The sequence below is a fragment of the Xylophilus sp. GW821-FHT01B05 genome, from assembly GCA_038961845.1.
Taxonomy (GTDB): Bacteria; Pseudomonadota; Gammaproteobacteria; order Burkholderiales; family Burkholderiaceae_C; genus Xylophilus.
This window is the reverse complement of the sequence record CP152408.1, coordinates 5,702,356-5,719,885: the sequence shown is the minus strand read 5'-3', so window position 1 is coordinate 5,719,885 and position 17,530 is coordinate 5,702,356. Positions and strand designations below refer to the sequence as shown.

Here is a 17,530-nt window from a genome sequence, read left to right as displayed (position 1 = left end):
TAGCTAGGGCGTGCGCCGCGCGCCAAAGCCGATGCTGTCAAAGCGCACGCCCTTCAGGTCGACCTGGGTCAGCTTGAGGGCGGTGCTGCGCACCCGCTCGCGCAGCTCGGCCAGGCCGGCGGCGTTGCCGCTGCGCTGCAGCGTGCTGCGCGAGGCGACGGCGATCATCGCCAGGTAGACCATGGTCTCGGCGATGTGCTGCTTGGCGGCGTCCGACAAGGTCTGCAGCCGGGTGTTCTGCGCGAAGGCATGGCGCACCTGGGTGTTCAGCGCGCGTATGCCCGCCGCGTTCTCGCGTGCGTCGCCGTTGTTGATGAGCTCCCAGGACATCACCAGGTAGATCGTGTAGACGTCGGCCAGGTCGCTGCCGTTCAGGCCGAAGGGCCGCACCAGGCCGTCGAAGCGGCCGATGGCGTCGTCCTGCGACAGGCTCTGCACCAGGCGCTCGCGCTGGGCGGTATTTCCCTGGGCCAGGTAATCGGCCATGGCGTGCACGACGGTTTGGTGCACCTCCGGCGAGCGCTTGAAAACGCTGCTGCCGGAGCCGGGGCCTGCGTTGGGGCCGCGCGGCGCCCCCGTGGGCAGCCGGTCCTGCAGGCCATCCAGGCCCTGCATGCCCATCGGCCCCGAGAACGATGCCACCAGGGCCGGCGCCAAGTAGTCAGACGCGGGCAAGGCATGGCCCGCACCGTCGAACAGCGCCTGCGCCAGGGCCGGCGCGCAGGCCACCAGCAGCAGCACCAGCCATACGGCGTGGCCGGTCAGGGGAAGGCGAGTCGTCGTGGCATGCATGGGCACCTCCTTGCGAGGTGGTCATCCTAGCGGCAGTGGTGTGAAAACCGGTAACGGGATGGTCTGCGCGGATGAGGTCTTGGGTTTGTGGGGGGGGGCGGCTGTATGGCGACTGCTTTGGTGCACGCCCAGGGGGCACACGACTTCCGCGGCGGGGGACGGCGCTGTGTGCCGCCAGCCTTAATCTGGCCTTCGGGTTCAGAACCAACCCTTTCGAGGTCTTCGAGATATCCGGGCTGGCGTGCCTTGCAGGCGGCGGGTGCCGGGATGTGCGCCCGGCGGCGCAGTAACTTTCTCTTGTGTTCGCCAAGAGAAAGTCACCAAAGAGAAGGCGACCCCACTGTGGCGGTCTGCTGCGCAGACTGCTCTGCGGTACTCGGAATCGGCAGGCGGCTGCGGAACTCGCTGCGCTCAAACAGTCCTCGCCGTCCCTTCGCTGCGCTACGGGTAACCTGCCGACTCCTCCGTTCCTCGACGCCACAGAGGGGACCCCGGGACTGCCAATCGGGCCATCGCTGCGCTCGGCCCCGAGCAGTCCCACGCTCTGCCGTATTCTCCAGGCCCATGTACGCCTCCTTCTTCGGACTGCAGCACGAGCCGTTCTCCATCGCGCCTGACCCCCGCTACCTGTTCATGAGCGAGCGGCACCGCGAGGCGCTGGCGCATTTTCTCTATGGGCTGGGCGGCGGGGGCGGCTTTGTGCTGCTGACGGGGGAGATCGGCACCGGCAAGACCACGGTCTGCCGCTGCTTCCTGGAGCAGATGCCGGCCGACTGCAACGTGGCCTACATCTTCAACCCGAAGCTCACCGTGGCCGAGCTGCTGCGCTCGATCTGCGACGAGTTCGGCGTGGCGCATGCGCCGGCCGTGCCGGGTGCGGAGACGGTGAAAGACTGCCTTGACCCGCTCAACGCCTTCTTGCTGCAGGCGCACGCGGCCGGGCGCAACAACGTGCTGATCATCGACGAGGCGCAGAACCTCTCGGCCGACGTGCTGGAGCAGCTGCGCCTGCTCACCAACCTGGAAACCAACGAGCGCAAGCTGCTGCAGATCGTGCTGATCGGCCAGCCCGAGCTGCGCACGCTGCTGGCGCAGCCGGCGCTGGAGCAACTGGCGCAGCGGGTGATTGCGCGCTTTCACCTCGATGCGCTGTCGGCCGACGAAACGCAGCACTACATCGCCCACCGGCTGGATGTGGCCGGGCTGGCCGGGCCGCTGCCCTTTGACCGCCGTGCGCTGCGGCGCATCCATGCCATGGCGCGCGGCGTGCCGCGCCGTATCAACCTGCTGTGCGACCGGGCACTGCTGGGCGCCTATGCCGGCGGCGTGCGCACGGTGGATGACCGCACCGTGGAGCGCGCTGCGCGCGAAGTGTTTGGCGGCACGGTAGCCGAAGGCACACGCGCGCCGCGCCGCTGGGCGCTGGCCGGTGGCGGCGTGCTGGCGGCGGCTGTGCTGGCCGGGGCGGTGGGCTGGTCGGCCGGGCGCGCCAGGCCGCCCGCGCCCCTGCCCGTGGCCCTGCCGGCCGCGCCGGTGGCGCCCGTTGTGCCCGTCGCTGCGCCGCAGGTATCGCCGGTGGCTGCAGAAGCACCCTTTGACCTGAGCGCCGTGCTGGCTTCGCTGCCGCACGACGAAGGCGATGCCTGGCGCACGCTGGCCAAGTCATGGAAGGTGGCGCTGGAGGCCGACGCGGCGGCTACCGACCTTTGTGCCCAGGCCCTGCCGCAGCAAGGCCTGCAGTGCTTCCGCAGCAGCCGCACCAGCCTGGGCCTGATCCGTCAGCTCGACCGGCCCGGCATCCTGGCGCTGGTCGGCGAAGACGGTCGGCCGGTGCAGGCCCTGCTCACCGGGCTGGACGGGCAGCGCGCCACGCTCAGCATTGGCGGTGTGCCGCGCCGCGTCGCCCTGACCGAACTGGCGCGCTGGTGGCGCGGCGACTTCGCCACGCTGTGGCGCATGCCGCCCGGGGCCGAAGGCGCGCCCTCGGCCGACGTTGCCGCGCGGCGCGCCGGCGAATGGTTCGACACGCAGCTGGCGGCGGCGCAGCCGGCCTTGCCCTCAGAGGCCACCGACAAGCCGGCCGCCACGCGCAAGGCACGCATCTACCGCTTCCAGCTGGCCCACGGCCTGACGCCTGATGGCCGCACCGGCCCCTTGACCTTCATGCTGCTCAACCGCGCCGCCGCGGTCGATGAGCCGCGCCTGCACAGCGGAGCCTGACGCCCATGTCCTACATCCTCGACGCCCTGCGTCGCGCCGACGCCGAACGCGGGCGCGGCGCCGTGCCCGGCCTGCACACCGCGCAAGCCCTGCCGGCCGGTGCCGCCCCCACGCCCCCGGCACGCCGTGGCGCATTGGCGGCTGGCGCCATCGGCGCACTGGCCGTGGCGGCCTTGGCCGCCGCTGCCTGGTGGCTCTGGCTACGGCCCGCGCCGCCGCCCGCCGTGGTGCTGGCCACGCGCCCGGCCGAGGCGCCGGCGGCACTGCCGGCCCCGGCTCCAGCAGCGCCGCCGGTGCTGCCCGCACCGGCTCCTGCCCCGGCCGCCGAGCCCAGCGCGCCCGCCGCAGCCAAGGCGCCCCCGCCGCCGCTGCAACAGCGCCCGGCCGCCACGCGGGAAGAGAAACGGCCCGCTGCCGTCGCGCCTGCCGCCCCTGCGCCGGCCCCTGCGCCCGCCCCGGCGCAGCCACGCGTGCTGGCCCTGCGCGAGCTGCCCGACGCCGTGCGCCAGCAGCTGCCCGCGTTGGCCTTCAGCGGCGCGACTTACTCGGCCAACCCGCTCTACCGCATGGTGATCGTCAACGGCCAGGTGCTGCACGAGGGCGACACCGCCGCGCCCGGCGTGGTGCTGGAGAAGATCGAGGCGCAGCAGGCGGTGCTGCGCTTCAGGGGTTACCGCTACGCGGTGGGGTACTGACCGCGCGACAGCGCCGCCGCCAAAAAATCCACAAAGGCCCGCACCCGCGCCGACATCTGGTGACGCTGCGGGTAGACGGCGTAGATGTCTGCATCCGGCGTGCGGTACTGCGGCAGCACCTGCACCAGCCGGCCGCTTTTCAGGTGGCGGGCAATGTCCCACTCAGCCCGCATCAAGATGCCGTGGCCTTCGAGCGCCCAGTGCACTGCGATCTCGCCGTCGTTGGTGGCCAGCATGCCGCGTGTCTTGACGGCTTCGGTGTGCTGCGCAGTGCCGCGGCCGTGGGTCAGGCGCCAGACGCCATAGGCCTCGTCGCCCTGGCGGATGCCGATGCAGGCATGCCGCACCAGGTCGTGCGGCGTCTTGGGCGTGCCGGCGCGCGCCAGGTAGGCGGGTGCGGCGCATAGCAGGCGCCGGTTCGACGCAATGCGCCGGGCGATCACGCGCGCCTCGGGTGGCGCGCCAAAGCGTATGCAGACATCAAAGGCATCGTCGGTCAGCGCCGGCGGGTTGACCGACAGCTGCAGCTGCACCTCTACCTGCGGATGGCGGCGCGCAAACTTCGAGATCACCGCGCCCACGTGGCTGCGGCCAAAGCCCAGCGTGGCGTTGACCCGCAGCAGGCCTTGCGGCTCTGAATGCGCATTACCCAGCAACTGGGCCAGGTCGTCGATCTCGCCCAGGATGCGGCGCGCGTACTCCAGGTACAGCTCGCCCTCGGGCGTCAGGCCCATGCGGCGCGTGCTGCGGTTGACCAGCGCAATGCCCAGCCGCGCCTCCATCTGCGCCAGGCGCTTGCTCACGGCCGGCGTGGTCACGCCCAGCTCGCGCGCCGCTGCGCTCAGGCTGCCAGCGCCCGCCAGCGCGGCAAAAAAGCCCAGATCGGCGGCCTGGATGGGGTCGGTCATGGTGGTGCGGATTGTTGAATTGAAGTTAAGGATGGATTCACTTCTGCCATGAATCAAATCGCCGTGCCGATCCTACAGTGCAGCTTTCGACAGCCATATCCACAGAGGACAGCATGAAGACCTACCGCATAGCGACCATCCCGGGCGACGGCATTGGCAAGGAGGTGGTGCCCGCCGGCCGCCAGGTGCTGGAGGCGCTGGCGGCGGCCGATGGCCGGCTGCGCTTCGAGTTCGAGGACTTCGGCTGGGGCGGCGACTGGTTCCGCGCGCATGGCGAGATGATGCCGGCCGACGGCCTGGATGCGCTGCGCAACAAGGACGCGATCCTGTTCGGCTCCGCCGGCGACCCGCACATCCCCGACCACATCACGCTGTGGGGCCTGCGCCTGAAGATCTGCCAGGGCTTTGACCAGTACGCCAACGTGCGGCCCACGCGCATCCTGCCCGGCATCGACGGCCCGCTCAAGCGCTGCGGCCCGCAGGACCTGGACTGGGTCATCGTGCGCGAGAACTCCGAGGGCGAGTACGCCGGCGTGGGCGGCCGCGTGCACCAGGGCCACCCGATCGAGGCCGCGACCGACGTCAGCATGATGACCCGCGCCGGCGTGGAACGCATCATGCGTTTCGCCTTCAAGCTGGCGCAGTCGCGGCCGCGCAAGCTGCTGACCGTGATCACCAAGAGCAACGCCCAGCGCCATGCCATGGTGATGTGGGACGAGATCGCCGTGCAGATCAGCAAAGAGTTCCCGGATGTGGCCTGGGACAAGGAACTGGTCGACGCCGCCACCGCGCGCTTGGTCAACCGCCCGGCCACGCTCGACACCATAGTTGCCACCAACCTGCACGCTGACATCCTGAGCGACCTGGCCGCCGCGCTGGCTGGCAGCCTGGGCATTGCGCCCACCGGCAACATCGACCCCGAGCGCCGCTACCCCAGCATGTTCGAGCCCATCCACGGCTCGGCCTTCGACATCATGGGCAAGGGCCTGGCGAACCCGGTCGGCACCTTCTGGTCGGTGGTGATGATGCTGGAGCACCTGGGCGAGCCCGCCGCCGCGCAGCGCCTGATGCAGGCCGTGGAGCAGGTCACCGCCAACCCCGCGCTGCACACCCGGGACCTGGGCGGCAGCGCCACCACCGAGCAGGTCACGCGCGCCGTGTGTGCGCACCTGGCCGCACTGCCGCAGCGCATGGCGGCTTAGGTTTCCCCCGCGCGGTATGCCGGCCGCGTATTCCCGGCAATACAACAAGGACAGGAGACAAACCATGCCCATCCATTCATCCCATGGAAACCCCTTGCGCCGCAGTGTGCTGCGCGCCGCCGTGCTGGCGCTGGGGCTTTCTTCCACGCTGGCCATGGCGCAGGCCGGCTGGCCGAGCCGGCCGATCAGCCTGGTCGTGCCCTTCCCATCGGGCGGCACCACCGACGTGCTGGCCCGTGCGCTGGCCGACGCGCTGACCAAGAGCATCGGCCAGCCGGTCATCGTCGAGAGCAAGCCCGGCGCCGGCGCCACGCTGGGCGCCGACTATGTCGCCAAGGCCAAGCCAGACGGCTACACGCTGCTGATGGGCGCGGTGCACCACACGATAGCCACCAGCGTCTACAAGAAGCTGCCCTACGACTTCCAGAAAGACCTGGCGCCCATCACCACGGTGGCCATGGTGCCCAACGTGCTGGTCGTCAACGCTGCGCTCACGCCGGCGCGCAATGTGAAGGAGCTGCTGGCCTTTGCCAAGGATTCACCGAAGGAGCTGGCCTATGGCTCCAACGGCAACGGCACGGCGCAGCACCTGATTGGCACGCAGTTCCAGGCCAGCACCGGCGTGCAACTGCTGCACGTGCCCTACAAGGGCAGCGGCCCGCTCACGGTCGATTTGCTGGGCGGCCAGGTGGCGATGTCCTTCGACACCATCACGCCGGTGCTGCAGCACATCAAGAGCGGCAAGCTGCGCGCGCTGGCGGTCACCACCGCCAAGCGTTCTTCGGTGCTGCCGGATGTGCCCACGCTGGAAGAAGCGGGGCTCAAGGGCTTTGACATCGGCACCTGGTTTGGCGTGCTGGCGCCGGCCGCCACGCCGCCCGACGTTGTGGCGCGGCTGAACGCCGAGATGGTGAAGATCATCCATTCGCCCGACTTTGCGCAGCGCATGCAGGCCATAGGTGCCGAGCCGCTGGGCAATACGCAGGCGCAGATGGCGCAGCAGATTGCGGAGGAGACCGCCAAGTTCGCCGCGCTGGTGCGGGATGGCAAGGTGGTGATCGACTAGTGTCGCCGCGTCAAGCGTGAGGTGACGGATGGGTGCGAAGGCATCGGCGTGCAACGCAGCGATGCGCGGCGAGGGCAAGCGCACACCGGCAGATCATGCTTGACGCGACACTAGGGCACGCCCGCCGTCTTCTCCGTCAACGCCCGCCAAAAATCCCCATTCAAATGCGCACGCGGATTGTCCGCGCGCTCCACTAGGCCGATCTCGCGGTAGAAGGTGTCCGCGCCCAGCTCAATCTGGCGCAGCTTGAGCCCCAGCACCTTCAGCGCCGGCGTGCGGGGGGTGATGGCAATGCCTATGCCGCGCGCCACCAGCAGGCCTATGGCCTCGACCGAGTCGGTTTCCATGGCTTCTTTCAGCGCGTATTTCTTGCGCTTCAAGAAGCGCTCGACCAGGCTGCCGCCGTGTGAGTGGCGCTCGTAGCGGATGAAGGGGCGGTTGGCCAGCAGCCAGGGCACGTCGCTGGATTTCTCGCCCTGTGCCGTGATCAGCACAAAGGGCTCTTGCCGCAGGGGCCGCCAGTGCAGCGGGCCTTCGAGCGGGTAGGCCGGCTTGACGATCAACGCGCAGTCGAGCAACTGCTTTTCCACCATGGCGATCAGGTCCACCGATGCGCCCGGCGTCAGGTGCACCTCCACGTTGGGGAACTGCTTGCGGAAGGCGGCCATGGCGCCGACCACATCGCCCAGCAGCTCGGTGGTGATGGCGCCCGCGCGCAGGGTGCCGGTCAGCTCGGCGTCGGCCACGCCCTGGGACATCTGGCCGAACAGCAGCACGATCTGCTCGGCATGCACCAGCGCGCGGCGCCCGGCCTCGTTCAGCACGGCGCTGCGCCCGCTGCGGTCAAACAGCTCTATGCCCAGCGCCTCTTCCAGCCGGCGCATCTGGATGCTGACGGCTGACTGCGTCAGGCCCACGCGGTCGCCGGCCGCAGCAAAGGTGCCGTAGCGGGCCACGGCGGCCAGCGTGTTGAGGTAGCGGATCATGGCGAAATTACATAAGAGAATTTCATGCATTGTCCGAGAAAGTTTTGTATTTACATAAAAAATGCACCATAAGATTTGACGGCATTTGCCATCGATCGCGCCCCCACGAACCGCCCCATGCCTGCCCTCCAGAACACCCCGGCCCCCGCCCCTGTCCGCACCCGGCCCGCGGAATCCATCCAGCATGAAATGCTGGGCCTGATGCGGGTCCCGAGCTTTGCGGACGTGGAGCTCGCCGCTGCCGCCATCGCGCCGCATGTGCGCCGCACGCCGCTGCTGCGCTCGCCCCGGCTCGACGCCATCGCCGGCGCGCCGGTCTGGCTCAAGGCCGAGAGCCTGCAGGTCACCGGCTCGTTCAAGGCGCGTGGCGCCTTCAATGCGCTGCTGGCCTTGTCGCCTGAAGAGCGCGCGCGCGGCGTCGTGGCCTATTCCACCGGCAACCACGGCCAGGCCGTGGCCTGGGCCGCCAAGCAACTGGGCGTGGCGGCGACCATCGTCATGCCGGTTGATGCGCCCAAGAACAAGGTGCAGCGCGCGGCCAGCCAGGGCGCGCGCGTGGTGCAGTACGACCGCACCCGCGAGAGCCGCGAAACCATTGGCATGCGCCTGCTGGCCGAGACCGGCGGCACGCTGGTGCCCCCGGGCGACCACCCGGCCGTGTTGGCGGCGCAGGGCACGGTGGCCCTGGAGGCGCTGCGCGATCTGCCGCAAGAGGCCTTCAACAACCTGGGCACCTTTGCTGCGCCCTGCGGTGGTGGCGGCCTGATCGCCGGCTGCGGCCTGGTGATCGATGCGCTGCGGCCCGGCACGCGCCTGGTGGCGGCAGAGCCGGCCGGCTTTGACGACACGGTGCGCTCGCTGCACAGCGGGCAGCGCGAGACCAATGCTGCTGGCGCCACCACTCTGTGCGACGCGCTGCAAGCCGTCACGCCGGCCGAGCTGCCGTTCGAGATCAACCGGCGCTTCCTGAGCCAGGCCGTGGCCGTCACCGACGACGAAGTGGCCGCCGCGCTGCGCTTTGCGCTGGAAGAGCTGCACCTGGTGGTCGAGCCCGGCGGCGCCGTGGCCCTGGCCGCGCTGCTGGCCGGCCACCTGCGCCTGGACGGGCGCGATGCGGTGCTGGTGCTCTCGGGCGGCAACATCGATCTGCCACTGCTCGGCCAGATCATCCAGGGCGACGCACGCTGAAGCATCAGCATGCGCCAGAACACCACTTCGCTGGACCACGGACCCTTCCAAAAAACCCACACATCCAGAACCCGCCCCATGCCCTCCATCTTCCACTTCGCCTTCAACGTCACCGACCTGGACCGCGCCCGGCATTTCTACGGGAGCCTGCTCGGCTGCCGCGAAGGCCGCAGCACCGACACCTGGGTCGACTTCGACTTCTTCGGCCACCAGATATCCCTGCACCTGGGCCAGCCCTTCAGCACCGCGCCCACCGGGCACGTGGGCGACAAGCTGGTGCCCATGCCGCACTTTGGCCTGATCCTGGCGCTGCCCGAATGGAAGGCCATGGCCGATCGGCTGACGGCCGCCGGCGCCGAATTCGTGCTGCCGCCGCAGTCGCGCTTCGAAGGCCAGCCGGGCGAGCAATGGACCATGTTCTTTCTTGATCCGTTTGGCAATCCGATCGAGATCAAGGGCTTCCGGGATTTGGAGGCGGTGTACGCGACTTGATTGCGTGGCTGGCTTAACTACTCACGCCCGTTGGCCCGGGGGCGATCGTTGGGTTTGGGCTGGATGGGAGGTCCCGCGGGATTCGTCGGGTCTGAGAACCATCCCTTTCTCAAGGTCTTTGAGATATCCCTGCGCTGTGTGCCTTGCGGGCGGCGGGTGCCGGGAGTTCGCCCCGGCGGGCGAGTAACTTTCTCTTGTGGTCGCCAAGAGAAAGTCACCAAAGAGAAGGCGACCCCACTGTGGCGGTCCGGCTTTGCCGGACTGCTTTGCGGTGCTCGGAATCGGCAGGCGGCTGCGGAACTCGCTGCGCTCAAACAGTCCTCGCCGTCCCTTCGCTTCGCTGCGGGCAACCTGCCGACTCCTGCGCTCCTCAACGCCACAGAGGGGACCCGGGACTGCCAGTCGGGCCGTCGCTTCGCTCGGCCTTTGCATTACTCCCTCCCCCGCTGGGGGAGGGCTGGGGTGGGGGCCGGCTGTTGGCTGTTCGGCTGTCCGCCTGCGCCGTTGGCAGGAAGCCCGCAAGGCGCATGCCGAGCAGGCATCCGCCGGCCGCAAGCAGGCCCAGGCGGCACACCCGGCCGGCAGCGCCGCACGCAAGGCCGCGCGTGCGCAATGCGAGGCCGCCTTCAAGGCACAGAAGGCGACTTGGTACGACCCGGCGCAGCAGGCGCGTTAGTGCGCTAGCGCGGCGGCCGTCGGGCGCCCGCGCGCAGCGGCTTCAGCAAGTCCATCAGCCCGTTGTGGTCGATCTCGAACATCAGCGCCAGCAACCGGCCGATCTCGCCGGGCGGGAAGCCTTCGCGTGCAAACCAGTGCAGGTAGTTGGCCGGCAGGTCGGCGATGACGCAGCCCTTGTGCTTGCCAAAGGGCATCTCGCGGGTGACGAGTTTTTCGAGGTCTTCGGGCTGCATGTTCAGCCTATCTACCCGCCCGCGCGCTTGACGGTGTAGCCCTGCTTTTGCAGCGCGGCGATCACCGTGTCGCGGTGGTCGCCCTGGACCTCGACCGTGCCGTCTTTTACCGTGCCGCCGGCGCCGCAGGCGCTGCGCAGTTGCTTGCCCAGCGCGGCCAGCGCGTCGGCCGCCAGCGGTATGCCGCGCGCCAGGGTCACGCCCTTGCCGCCACGGCCCTTGGTCTCGTAAGACACGCGCACCGTGCCGTCGCCACGCGGCACCGCCGCCTGCGCCTTGCACACGCATTGCGCCACCGGCTGGCGGCAGTCCGGGCACATGCGGCCCGCATCGGTGGAGTAAACCAGGCCGCCAGGGCCGTCACGGTGTCGCATGGTGCGCAGAACAGAAATATGAACGAAATATGCCTTTAGCCCAGACTGCACCTGGGCTTCTAGTTATCAAAAAAGAACCGGGCGCGGGGCGCAGAAGGCCGCGGAGCAGGCCATACGCAGACATCTGCGGAACTGGCTTTGCCAGGCCGCTGGATGTGCCCCCTTCGCGCAGCCTGGGGGAATCCCTCAATGATGATGTCCGTGCTCGCCGTGCACATGGCCGTGGGCGATCTCTTCGGCCGATGCCGCACGCACATCCGTCACCGTGATGCCAAAACGCAGCGACTTGCCCGCCAGCGGGTGGTTGCCGTCCAGGTGCACCACGGGGCCCTTGATCTTCATCACGTGGAAGATGTGCGGTTCGCCGCCATCGGTCACGCCCTGCAGCTGGCCGCCCACCTTCACGCCGGGCGGGAACTCGCTCTTGGGGATGGTGCGCACCAGCGACTCGTCGCGCACGCCAAAGGCATCTTCGGGCTCCAGCGCCAGCGTCACGGCGTAGCCGGCTTCCTTGCCTTCCAGCGCTTCTTCGATCTTGGGCAGGGTGTTGTCGTAGCCGCCGTGCAGGTAGACGGTGGGCTCCGAGCTTTGCTCGATCAGCTTGCCCTGGGCGTCCGCGACCTTGAAGCGGAGGGTGACGGCGGTGTCCTTGGTGATTTTCATGGCGGCGCGGCTTTCGGATGACAGAAGCAAAACCGCCATTTTCGCTTGCGCGCGATCTGGCCCATGGCCGCAGGCGCGGCAGGGTTTTGCCCACGGTGCCTAAAATCACGCAACATGAGAAGTTACTTGAAACACCAAGGCCGCCTGTCCAATGTGCTGCACGCCCTGCTGCACATGGCCGAGCAGGGCGGGCCCATGACCTCCGAGGCGCTGGCGGTCTGCCTGCACACCAACCCGGTGGTGGTGCGGCGCACCATGGCCGGCCTGCGCGAGGCGGGCTTTGTCGTGTCCGAGCGCGGCCATGGCGGCGGCTGGGTGCTGGCGCGGGACCTGGCCTCGGTCACGCTGCTGGACGTGCAGATGGCGGTGGAGGAAGACGCCGCAGCAGAAGCGCCCCCGCCCGAATGCCTGGTGGAGCAGGCCGTGCAGCGGGCGCTGCAGGGCAGCCTGCAGGCCGCCGACGCGCTGCTGAGCACGCGGCTGGCGCAGATCACGCTGGCCGACCTGTCGGCTGATTTCCACCAGCGCATGCAGTTGCATGGCGCGCACCACCACCACCACGATCACCCACAAGGGAAACCCCATGACCTATGACGCCATCATCGTGGGCGGCAGCTTTGCCGGCCTGACCGCGGCCCTGCAGCTTGGGCGTGCCCGGCGCCGGGTACTGGTGCTGGATGCCGGGCGGCCGCGCAACCGCTTTGCCGCGCATGCCCACGGCGTGCTGGCGCAAGACGGCCGCCCCGGCGCCGACATCCTGGTCACGGCGGCGCAGCAGTTGCGGGCCTACCCAAGCGTGTCCCTGCAGCAGGCCACGGTCAGTTCTGCCGAGCCCGGTGGTGCTGGTTTCAGTGTGCAGACCGAGGCCGGCGCGCGCTTTGAGGGCCGGCGCCTGTTGCTGGCCACCGGCGTGGCCGATGTGCTGCCCGAGCTGCCCGGCCTGCGCGAGCGTTGGGGCCGCAGCGTGCTGCACTGCCCTTATTGCCATGGCTACGAGATTGGCGGCGGCGCCATCGGCGTGCTGGCTGCCGGGCCTATGTCGGCGCACCAGGCATCGCTGGTGGCCGAATGGGGCGAGGTGACCCTGTTCACCCAGGGCTTGGTCGAGCTGGACGAAGAGGCCCGCGCACTGCTGGCCCGGCGCCGCGTCACGGTGGAGGCCAGCCCGGTGCTGGCACTGGAAGGGGCGGCGCCGGCGCTGGATGGCGTGCGCCTGCAGGACGGGCGCCTGGTGGCCCTGCGTGCGCTGTTTGTGGGCATGGGCGTGCGCATCACCAGCCCGCTGGCCGGGCAACTGGGCTGCGCGCTGAACGACACGCCCCTTGGCCCCGTGCTGCGCACCGACGCCTGGAAGCTCACCTCCGTGCCCGGCGTCTACGCCGCAGGCGACCTGGCCCGCGCCCCGCACAGCATCAGCTTTGCCTGCGCCGACGGCGCGGCGGCGGGCATTGGGCTGCACCAGAACCTGGTCGCAGAGGATGCCCAGCACGGCGGATGATTGCTGCGGTATCCATTCGCCAGTGCTTGCAAACTATTGATTTGATGGTATTTTTAAAAGAAATATCTATTCATCTATCAATTCAATGACCATTCCTGCCCTGGCCCCCAAGCTCTTGCAGGCCCTGCGCCGCAGCGGCGGCGTGCTGTCCAGCGCCGAGCTGCAAGAGCTGCTGGGCGTAAGCCAGCCCACGGTGTCGCGCGCGCTGGCGCCGCTGCTGCGCTCGGGCGAGGTGCAAAAGGCCGGCGCGGCGCGCTCGCAGCGCTACCTGCTGCCGCGCAGCATCGCCGGCCTGGGGCGAGAGGTGCCGGTGATGCGCATAGACGCCCAAGGCCAAGCCAGCCCCTTCGCGCGCATGGTGCCGCTGCAGGGCGGCGGCATCTGGGTCGACGAGGCCGACGGCCTGAGCCAGCGCCACGACGGCCTGCCCTGGTTCCTGAACGACATGCGGCCGCAGGGCTTCATGGGCCGCACCTTTGCCCATGCGCACCCCGAGCTGCAACTGGGCGCCGACCCGCGCCACTGGAGCGACGACGACGTGCTGCGCGCCCTGGCCCTGTTTGGCGACGACCTGCCCGGCAACCTGGTGGTGGGCGAGGCCGCGTTCCAGCGCTTTCACACGCTGCCGGCGCGCGCCTCGCGCGTGGCCTCGGCGGCAGACTACCCGCGCCTGGCCGAGCAGGCCATGCAGGGCACGCTGTCGGGCTCCTCGGCCGGCGGCGAGCAGCCCAAGTTCTGCACCATCGTCGATGGCCGCCATGTCATCGTGAAGTTCTCGCCCGCCGGCCAGAGCCCGGTCGAGCAGCGCCTGCGCGACCTGCTGGTGTGCGAGCACCTGGCGCTGCAAACCCTGGCCCACGCCGGCCTGCCCGCCGCGCGCACGCAAATCAGCAGCAGCGCCGGCCGCGTGTTCTTGCAGGCCGACCGCTTCGACCGCACGGCGCAGGGCCGCATCGGCATGGTGTCGCTGCTGGTCTATGACTCTGAATACATCGGCGAGATGGACAACTGGGCCGCCACCGCCGGCCGCATGGAGGCGCGCCGCCTGCTCACCCCGGCCGACGCCGCGCACCTGCGCCTGCTGGAGGCCTACGGCATCCTCATCGCCAACACCGACCGGCACTACGGCAACATCTCGCTGCTGCTGGACGACGACGACTGGGCCTTGTCCCCCACCTACGACATGCTGCCCATGCTCTATGCGCCCGTGGGTGGCGAGCTGGTGCCGCGCGACTTTGCCGCGCGCGGCCTGCAGCCCACGGCGGCCACGCTGCCGGCCTGGGAGCAGGCACGCGCGCTGGCGGCGCTGTTCTGGCAGGCAGCGGCGGCAGACGCGCGCATCTCTGACGGCTTTCGCGCCATTGCGGCGGGCAACCTGCAAAAAATATGAGCCAAATAGGCCTCTAGCCCAGGTACAGCCTGGGCTAGTAGCTATGATTTTTGAATAATCAAAGCAGGCGCTGCAGATAGCGCCCGGTATGGCTGGCCGGGTTGGCGGCGATGTCTTCTGGCGTGCCCTGGCCCACCACGGTGCCGCCGCCGGCGCCGCCTTCGGGGCCCATGTCTATCACCCAGTCGGCGGTCTTGATCACGTCCAGGTTGTGCTCGATCACGACGATGGTGTTGCCCGCGTCGCGCAGCTGGTGCAGCACGCGCAAAAGCAGGTCGATGTCGGCAAAGTGCAGGCCGGTGGTGGGCTCGTCCAGGATGTAGAGCGTGCGGCCGGTGTCGCGCTTGGATAGCTCCAGCGCCAGCTTTACGCGCTGCGCCTCGCCGCCCGACAGCGTGGTGGCAGATTGGCCCAGCTTGATATAGCTCAGGCCCACGTCCAGCAGCGTCTGCAGCTTGCGCGCAATGGTGGGCACGGCCTGCAGAAAATCGTGCGCGGCCTCTACCGTCATGTCCAGGATCTGGGCGATGTTGCGGCCCTTCCACTGCACCTCCAGCGTCTCGCGGTTGTAGCGCTGGCCGTGGCACACGTCGCAGGGCACGTACACATCTGGCAGAAAGTGCATCTCTACCTTCACCACGCCGTCGCCCTGGCAGGCCTCGCAGCGCCCGCCCGCCACGTTGAAGCTGAAGCGCCCCGGGCCGTAGCCGCGCTCCTTGGCCATATTGGTCTCTGCCATCAGCTCGCGGATCGGCGTGAACAGGCCGGTGTAGGTCGCGGGGTTGCTGCGCGGCGTGCGGCCGATGGGGCTTTGGTCGACGTTGATGACCTTGTCGAAGTGCTCCATGCCTTCGATCGCCTCGTGCTCCGCCGCCTCTTCATGGGCACGGTAGAGCTGGCGCGCCACCGCCGCATACAGCGTGTCGTTCACCAGCGTGGATTTGCCCGAGCCCGACACGCCGGTAACGCAGGTCAGCAGCCCCACCGGGAACTCGACCGTCACGCCGCGCAGGTTGTGCCCGGTGGCGTTGACCACGCGCAGCGCCTGCAGGTCGCCCTGCGTGGCCTGGTGCGCGGCCTGGCGCTCGGCCCAGGCCAGTGCGGCGGCGCTGGGCTTGCCGGTTTTCTTCGATGCCTTGGTCTCAGGTGGGGCGGCTTCGCGCAGCACTGGCAGCCAGGGCGTGCGGCGCGTGGGCACGGCGATCTTCTTCACGCCGGACATGTACTGGCCGGTGAGGGAATGGGGGTTGGCCTCGACCTCGGCGCAGGTGCCCTGCGCCATCACGCGCCCGCCGTGCACGCCGGCGCCCGGGCCCATGTCGATCACGTGGTCGGCGGCGCGGATCATGTCTTCGTCATGCTCGACCACGATCACGCTGTTGCCCAGGTCGCGCAGGTGCTTCAGGGTGTCGATCAGGCGGTCGTTGTCGCGCTGGTGCAGGCCAATGCTGGGCTCGTCCAGCACGTACATCACGCCGGTCAGGCCCGAGCCGATCTGGCTCGCCAGGCGAATGCGCTGGGCCTCGCCGCCAGACAAGGTTTCTGCGCTGCGGTCCAGGCTCAGGTAGTTCAGGCCCACGTCGTTCAAAAACTTCAGCCGCAGCCCGATCTCGCGCACGATCTTGCTGGCGATCTCGGCCTTGGCGCCCGACATGCGCAGCGCGGCAAACCAGGCCTGGCCGTCGCGCAGCGTCATGTGGCTCACGTCCTGGATCGGGCGGGCCTGTTCGCCCTCGCCGATCTTCACGTGCCGCGCCTCTACCCGCAGCCGCGCGCCGTGGCACACCGGGCAGGCCTGGGTGCTGCGGTAGCGCGTGAGTTCCTCGCGCACCACGGCCGAGTCGGTCTCGCGGTAGCGCCGCTGCATGTTGGGGATGATGCCCTCGAAGGGGTGCTTCTTGCTCACCTTCTTGCCGCTCTGCGGGCCGGACTCCAGCGTGTAGCTGAACTTGATCTCTTCCGTGCCCGAGCCATGCAGCAGCACCTGCTGGAAGTTGGGCGCCAGGTCTTCATAGGCCGTGTCCAGGCCAAAGCCGTAGTGCGCGGCCAGGCTCTCCAGCATCGAGAAGTAGAAGGCGTTGCGCCGGTCCCAGCCCTTGACCGCGCCCGAAGCCATGCTGAGCGACGGGAAGGCCACCACCCGCTGCGGGTCAAACACCTCTTGCACGCCCAGGCCGTCGCAGGCCGGGCAGGCGCCAGCGGGCGAGTTGAACGAGAACAGGCGCGGCTCCAGCTCGGCAATCGACCAACTGCAGATCGGGCAGGCAAAGCGCGCGTTGAACAGGTGCTCGGCGCCGCCATCCATCTCCAGCGCAATCACGCGGCCCGCGCCATCGGCGCCGCCCACGCGCAGGGCGGCCTCAAAGCTCTCGGCCAGGCGTTGGCGGAACTCGGCGCGCGCCTGCGGCTCGCTCTCTGCGCGCACCTTGACGCGGTCTATCACCACGTCGATGTCGTGCTTCTCGGTCTTCTTGAGCGCCGGCAGATTCTCGTGCTCGTAGATCACGCCATCCACCCGAAAGCGCACATAGCCCTGCGCCTGCATGCCGGCAAACAGATCGGCAAATTCGCCCTTGCGCCCGCGCGCCATCGGGCACAGCACCATCAGCCGCGTCTCGGCCGGCAGCGCCAGCACCGCATCCACCATCTGCGACACGGTCTGCGACTGCAGCGGCACATGGTGGTCGGGGCAGTAGGGCGTGCCGGCGCGGGCGTAGAGCAGGCGCAGGTAGTCGTGGATCTCGGTCACCGTGCCCACGGTAGAGCGCGGGTTGTGGCTGGTGGCCTTCTGCTCGATGCTGATGGCGGGCGACAGGCCCTCGATCACATCCACATCGGGCTTGTCCATCAGCTGCAGAAACTGCCGCGCGTAGGCCGACAGGCTCTCCACATAGCGCCGCTGGCCCTCGGCATACAGCGTGTCAAAGGCCAGGCTCGACTTGCCCGAGCCCGACAGCCCGGTAATCACCACCAGCTCGTGCCGCGGAATGTCCAGGTCGATGTTCTTCAGGTTGTGCGTGCGCGCCCCCCGGATGCTGATGCGCTGCTCGCGCAGCGCGCGGGCCAGGTAGGCCCCTTCCCTGGCAGACATGCCGTCAGCCGGGCGTGGGGCGTCGTCGTCGGTGAAGGAGTTCAAGAGCGGGGC

Annotated in this window: 16 protein-coding genes; 9 read left to right on the top strand and 7 right to left on the bottom strand. The window is 69.1% G+C overall.

The annotated features are described in order from the left end of the window. Positions 1-3: 3 nt before the first annotated feature. A complete protein-coding gene (locus AAFF27_26640; GenBank protein XAH23506.1) occupies positions 4-792 on the bottom strand; it encodes a DUF6683 family protein in 789 nt (262 codons plus the stop codon). Between the two features lie 564 nt (positions 793-1,356). Here AAFF27_26640 and AAFF27_26635 point away from each other — a divergent pair. Together AAFF27_26635 and AAFF27_26630 are read left to right on the top strand one after the other, a co-directional pair. Continuing rightward, positions 1,357-3,012: an AAA family ATPase gene (locus AAFF27_26635; GenBank protein XAH23505.1), complete on the top strand. Its 1,656-nt coding sequence runs from the start codon at positions 1,357-1,359 to the stop codon at positions 3,010-3,012. A gap of 5 nt (positions 3,013-3,017) precedes the next feature. Next, the gene (locus AAFF27_26630; protein ID XAH23504.1) at positions 3,018-3,707 is read left to right on the top strand and encodes a general secretion pathway protein GspB; all 690 of its coding nucleotides are present in this window, start codon (positions 3,018-3,020) and stop codon (positions 3,705-3,707) included. Here the strand turns inward: AAFF27_26630 and AAFF27_26625 are convergent. Continuing rightward, the gene (locus AAFF27_26625; protein ID XAH23503.1) at positions 3,689-4,615 is read right to left on the bottom strand and encodes a LysR substrate-binding domain-containing protein; all 927 of its coding nucleotides are present in this window, start codon (positions 4,613-4,615) and stop codon (positions 3,689-3,691) included. The two genes, AAFF27_26630 and AAFF27_26625, sit on opposite strands and share 19 nt — an antisense overlap. A 113-nt stretch (positions 4,616-4,728) precedes the next feature. Between AAFF27_26625 and AAFF27_26620 the strand changes: the two genes are divergently transcribed. Beyond that, positions 4,729-5,817, top strand: coding sequence for a tartrate dehydrogenase (locus tag AAFF27_26620; GenBank protein ID XAH23502.1), 1,089 nt, complete (start codon positions 4,729-4,731; stop codon positions 5,815-5,817). Positions 5,818-5,881: 64 nt separating this feature from the next. Next, positions 5,882-6,883 (top strand): tripartite tricarboxylate transporter substrate binding protein, encoded by a 1,002-nt coding sequence (locus tag AAFF27_26615; protein ID XAH23501.1) that lies wholly within the window; start codon positions 5,882-5,884, stop codon positions 6,881-6,883. Positions 6,884-6,993: 110 nt separating this feature from the next. Here the strand turns inward: AAFF27_26615 and AAFF27_26610 are convergent, their stop codons facing one another. Further along, positions 6,994-7,869: a LysR family transcriptional regulator gene (locus AAFF27_26610; protein ID XAH23500.1), complete on the bottom strand. Its 876-nt coding sequence runs from the start codon at positions 7,867-7,869 to the stop codon at positions 6,994-6,996. A 117-nt stretch (positions 7,870-7,986) separates the two neighbouring features. On the opposite strand from AAFF27_26610, the gene AAFF27_26605 reads away from it, so the two are divergent. Both AAFF27_26605 and AAFF27_26600 read left to right on the top strand, forming a co-directional pair. Beyond that, positions 7,987-9,057: a threonine/serine dehydratase gene (locus AAFF27_26605; protein ID XAH23499.1), complete on the top strand. Its 1,071-nt coding sequence runs from the start codon at positions 7,987-7,989 to the stop codon at positions 9,055-9,057. A 78-nt stretch (positions 9,058-9,135) separates the two neighbouring features. Beyond that, positions 9,136-9,549, top strand: a complete 414-nt coding sequence (locus AAFF27_26600) for a VOC family protein (protein XAH23498.1) — start codon at positions 9,136-9,138, stop codon at positions 9,547-9,549. A 680-nt stretch (positions 9,550-10,229) separates the two neighbouring features. On the opposite strand, the gene AAFF27_26595 is transcribed toward AAFF27_26600, so the two are convergent. The 3 genes from AAFF27_26595 to AAFF27_26585 form a co-directional block, all read right to left on the bottom strand. Beyond that, positions 10,230-10,460, bottom strand: a complete 231-nt coding sequence (locus tag AAFF27_26595) for a DUF3820 family protein (GenBank protein XAH23497.1) — start codon at positions 10,458-10,460, stop codon at positions 10,230-10,232. Between the two features lie 11 nt (positions 10,461-10,471). Then, positions 10,472-10,834 (bottom strand): translation initiation factor Sui1, encoded by a 363-nt coding sequence (locus tag AAFF27_26590; GenBank protein XAH23496.1) that lies wholly within the window; start codon positions 10,832-10,834, stop codon positions 10,472-10,474. A gap of 186 nt (positions 10,835-11,020) precedes the next feature. After that, the gene (locus AAFF27_26585; protein XAH23495.1) at positions 11,021-11,497 is read right to left on the bottom strand and encodes a peptidylprolyl isomerase; all 477 of its coding nucleotides are present in this window, start codon (positions 11,495-11,497) and stop codon (positions 11,021-11,023) included. A 126-nt stretch (positions 11,498-11,623) separates the two neighbouring features. On the opposite strand from AAFF27_26585, the gene AAFF27_26580 reads away from it, so the two are divergent. The 3 genes from AAFF27_26580 (at position 11,624) to yjjJ (ending at position 14,385) form a co-directional block, all read left to right on the top strand. Continuing rightward, positions 11,624-12,091, top strand: a complete 468-nt coding sequence (locus AAFF27_26580; GenBank protein ID XAH23494.1) for an Rrf2 family transcriptional regulator — start codon at positions 11,624-11,626, stop codon at positions 12,089-12,091. Beyond that, the gene (locus AAFF27_26575; GenBank protein XAH23493.1) at positions 12,081-12,995 is read left to right on the top strand and encodes an NAD(P)/FAD-dependent oxidoreductase; all 915 of its coding nucleotides are present in this window, start codon (positions 12,081-12,083) and stop codon (positions 12,993-12,995) included. The genes AAFF27_26580 and AAFF27_26575 overlap by 11 nt, the downstream gene beginning before the upstream one ends. Positions 12,996-13,080: 85 nt before the next feature. Further along, positions 13,081-14,385: a type II toxin-antitoxin system HipA family toxin YjjJ gene (yjjJ, locus tag AAFF27_26570; GenBank protein XAH23492.1), complete on the top strand. Its 1,305-nt coding sequence runs from the start codon at positions 13,081-13,083 to the stop codon at positions 14,383-14,385. Positions 14,386-14,443: 58 nt separating this feature from the next. Here the strand turns inward: yjjJ and uvrA are convergent, their stop codons facing one another. Continuing rightward, entirely contained in the window at positions 14,444-17,476 is a 3,033-nt protein-coding gene (gene uvrA / locus AAFF27_26565; GenBank protein XAH26338.1) for an excinuclease ABC subunit UvrA, read from the bottom strand. Positions 17,477-17,530 lie beyond the last annotated feature (54 nt).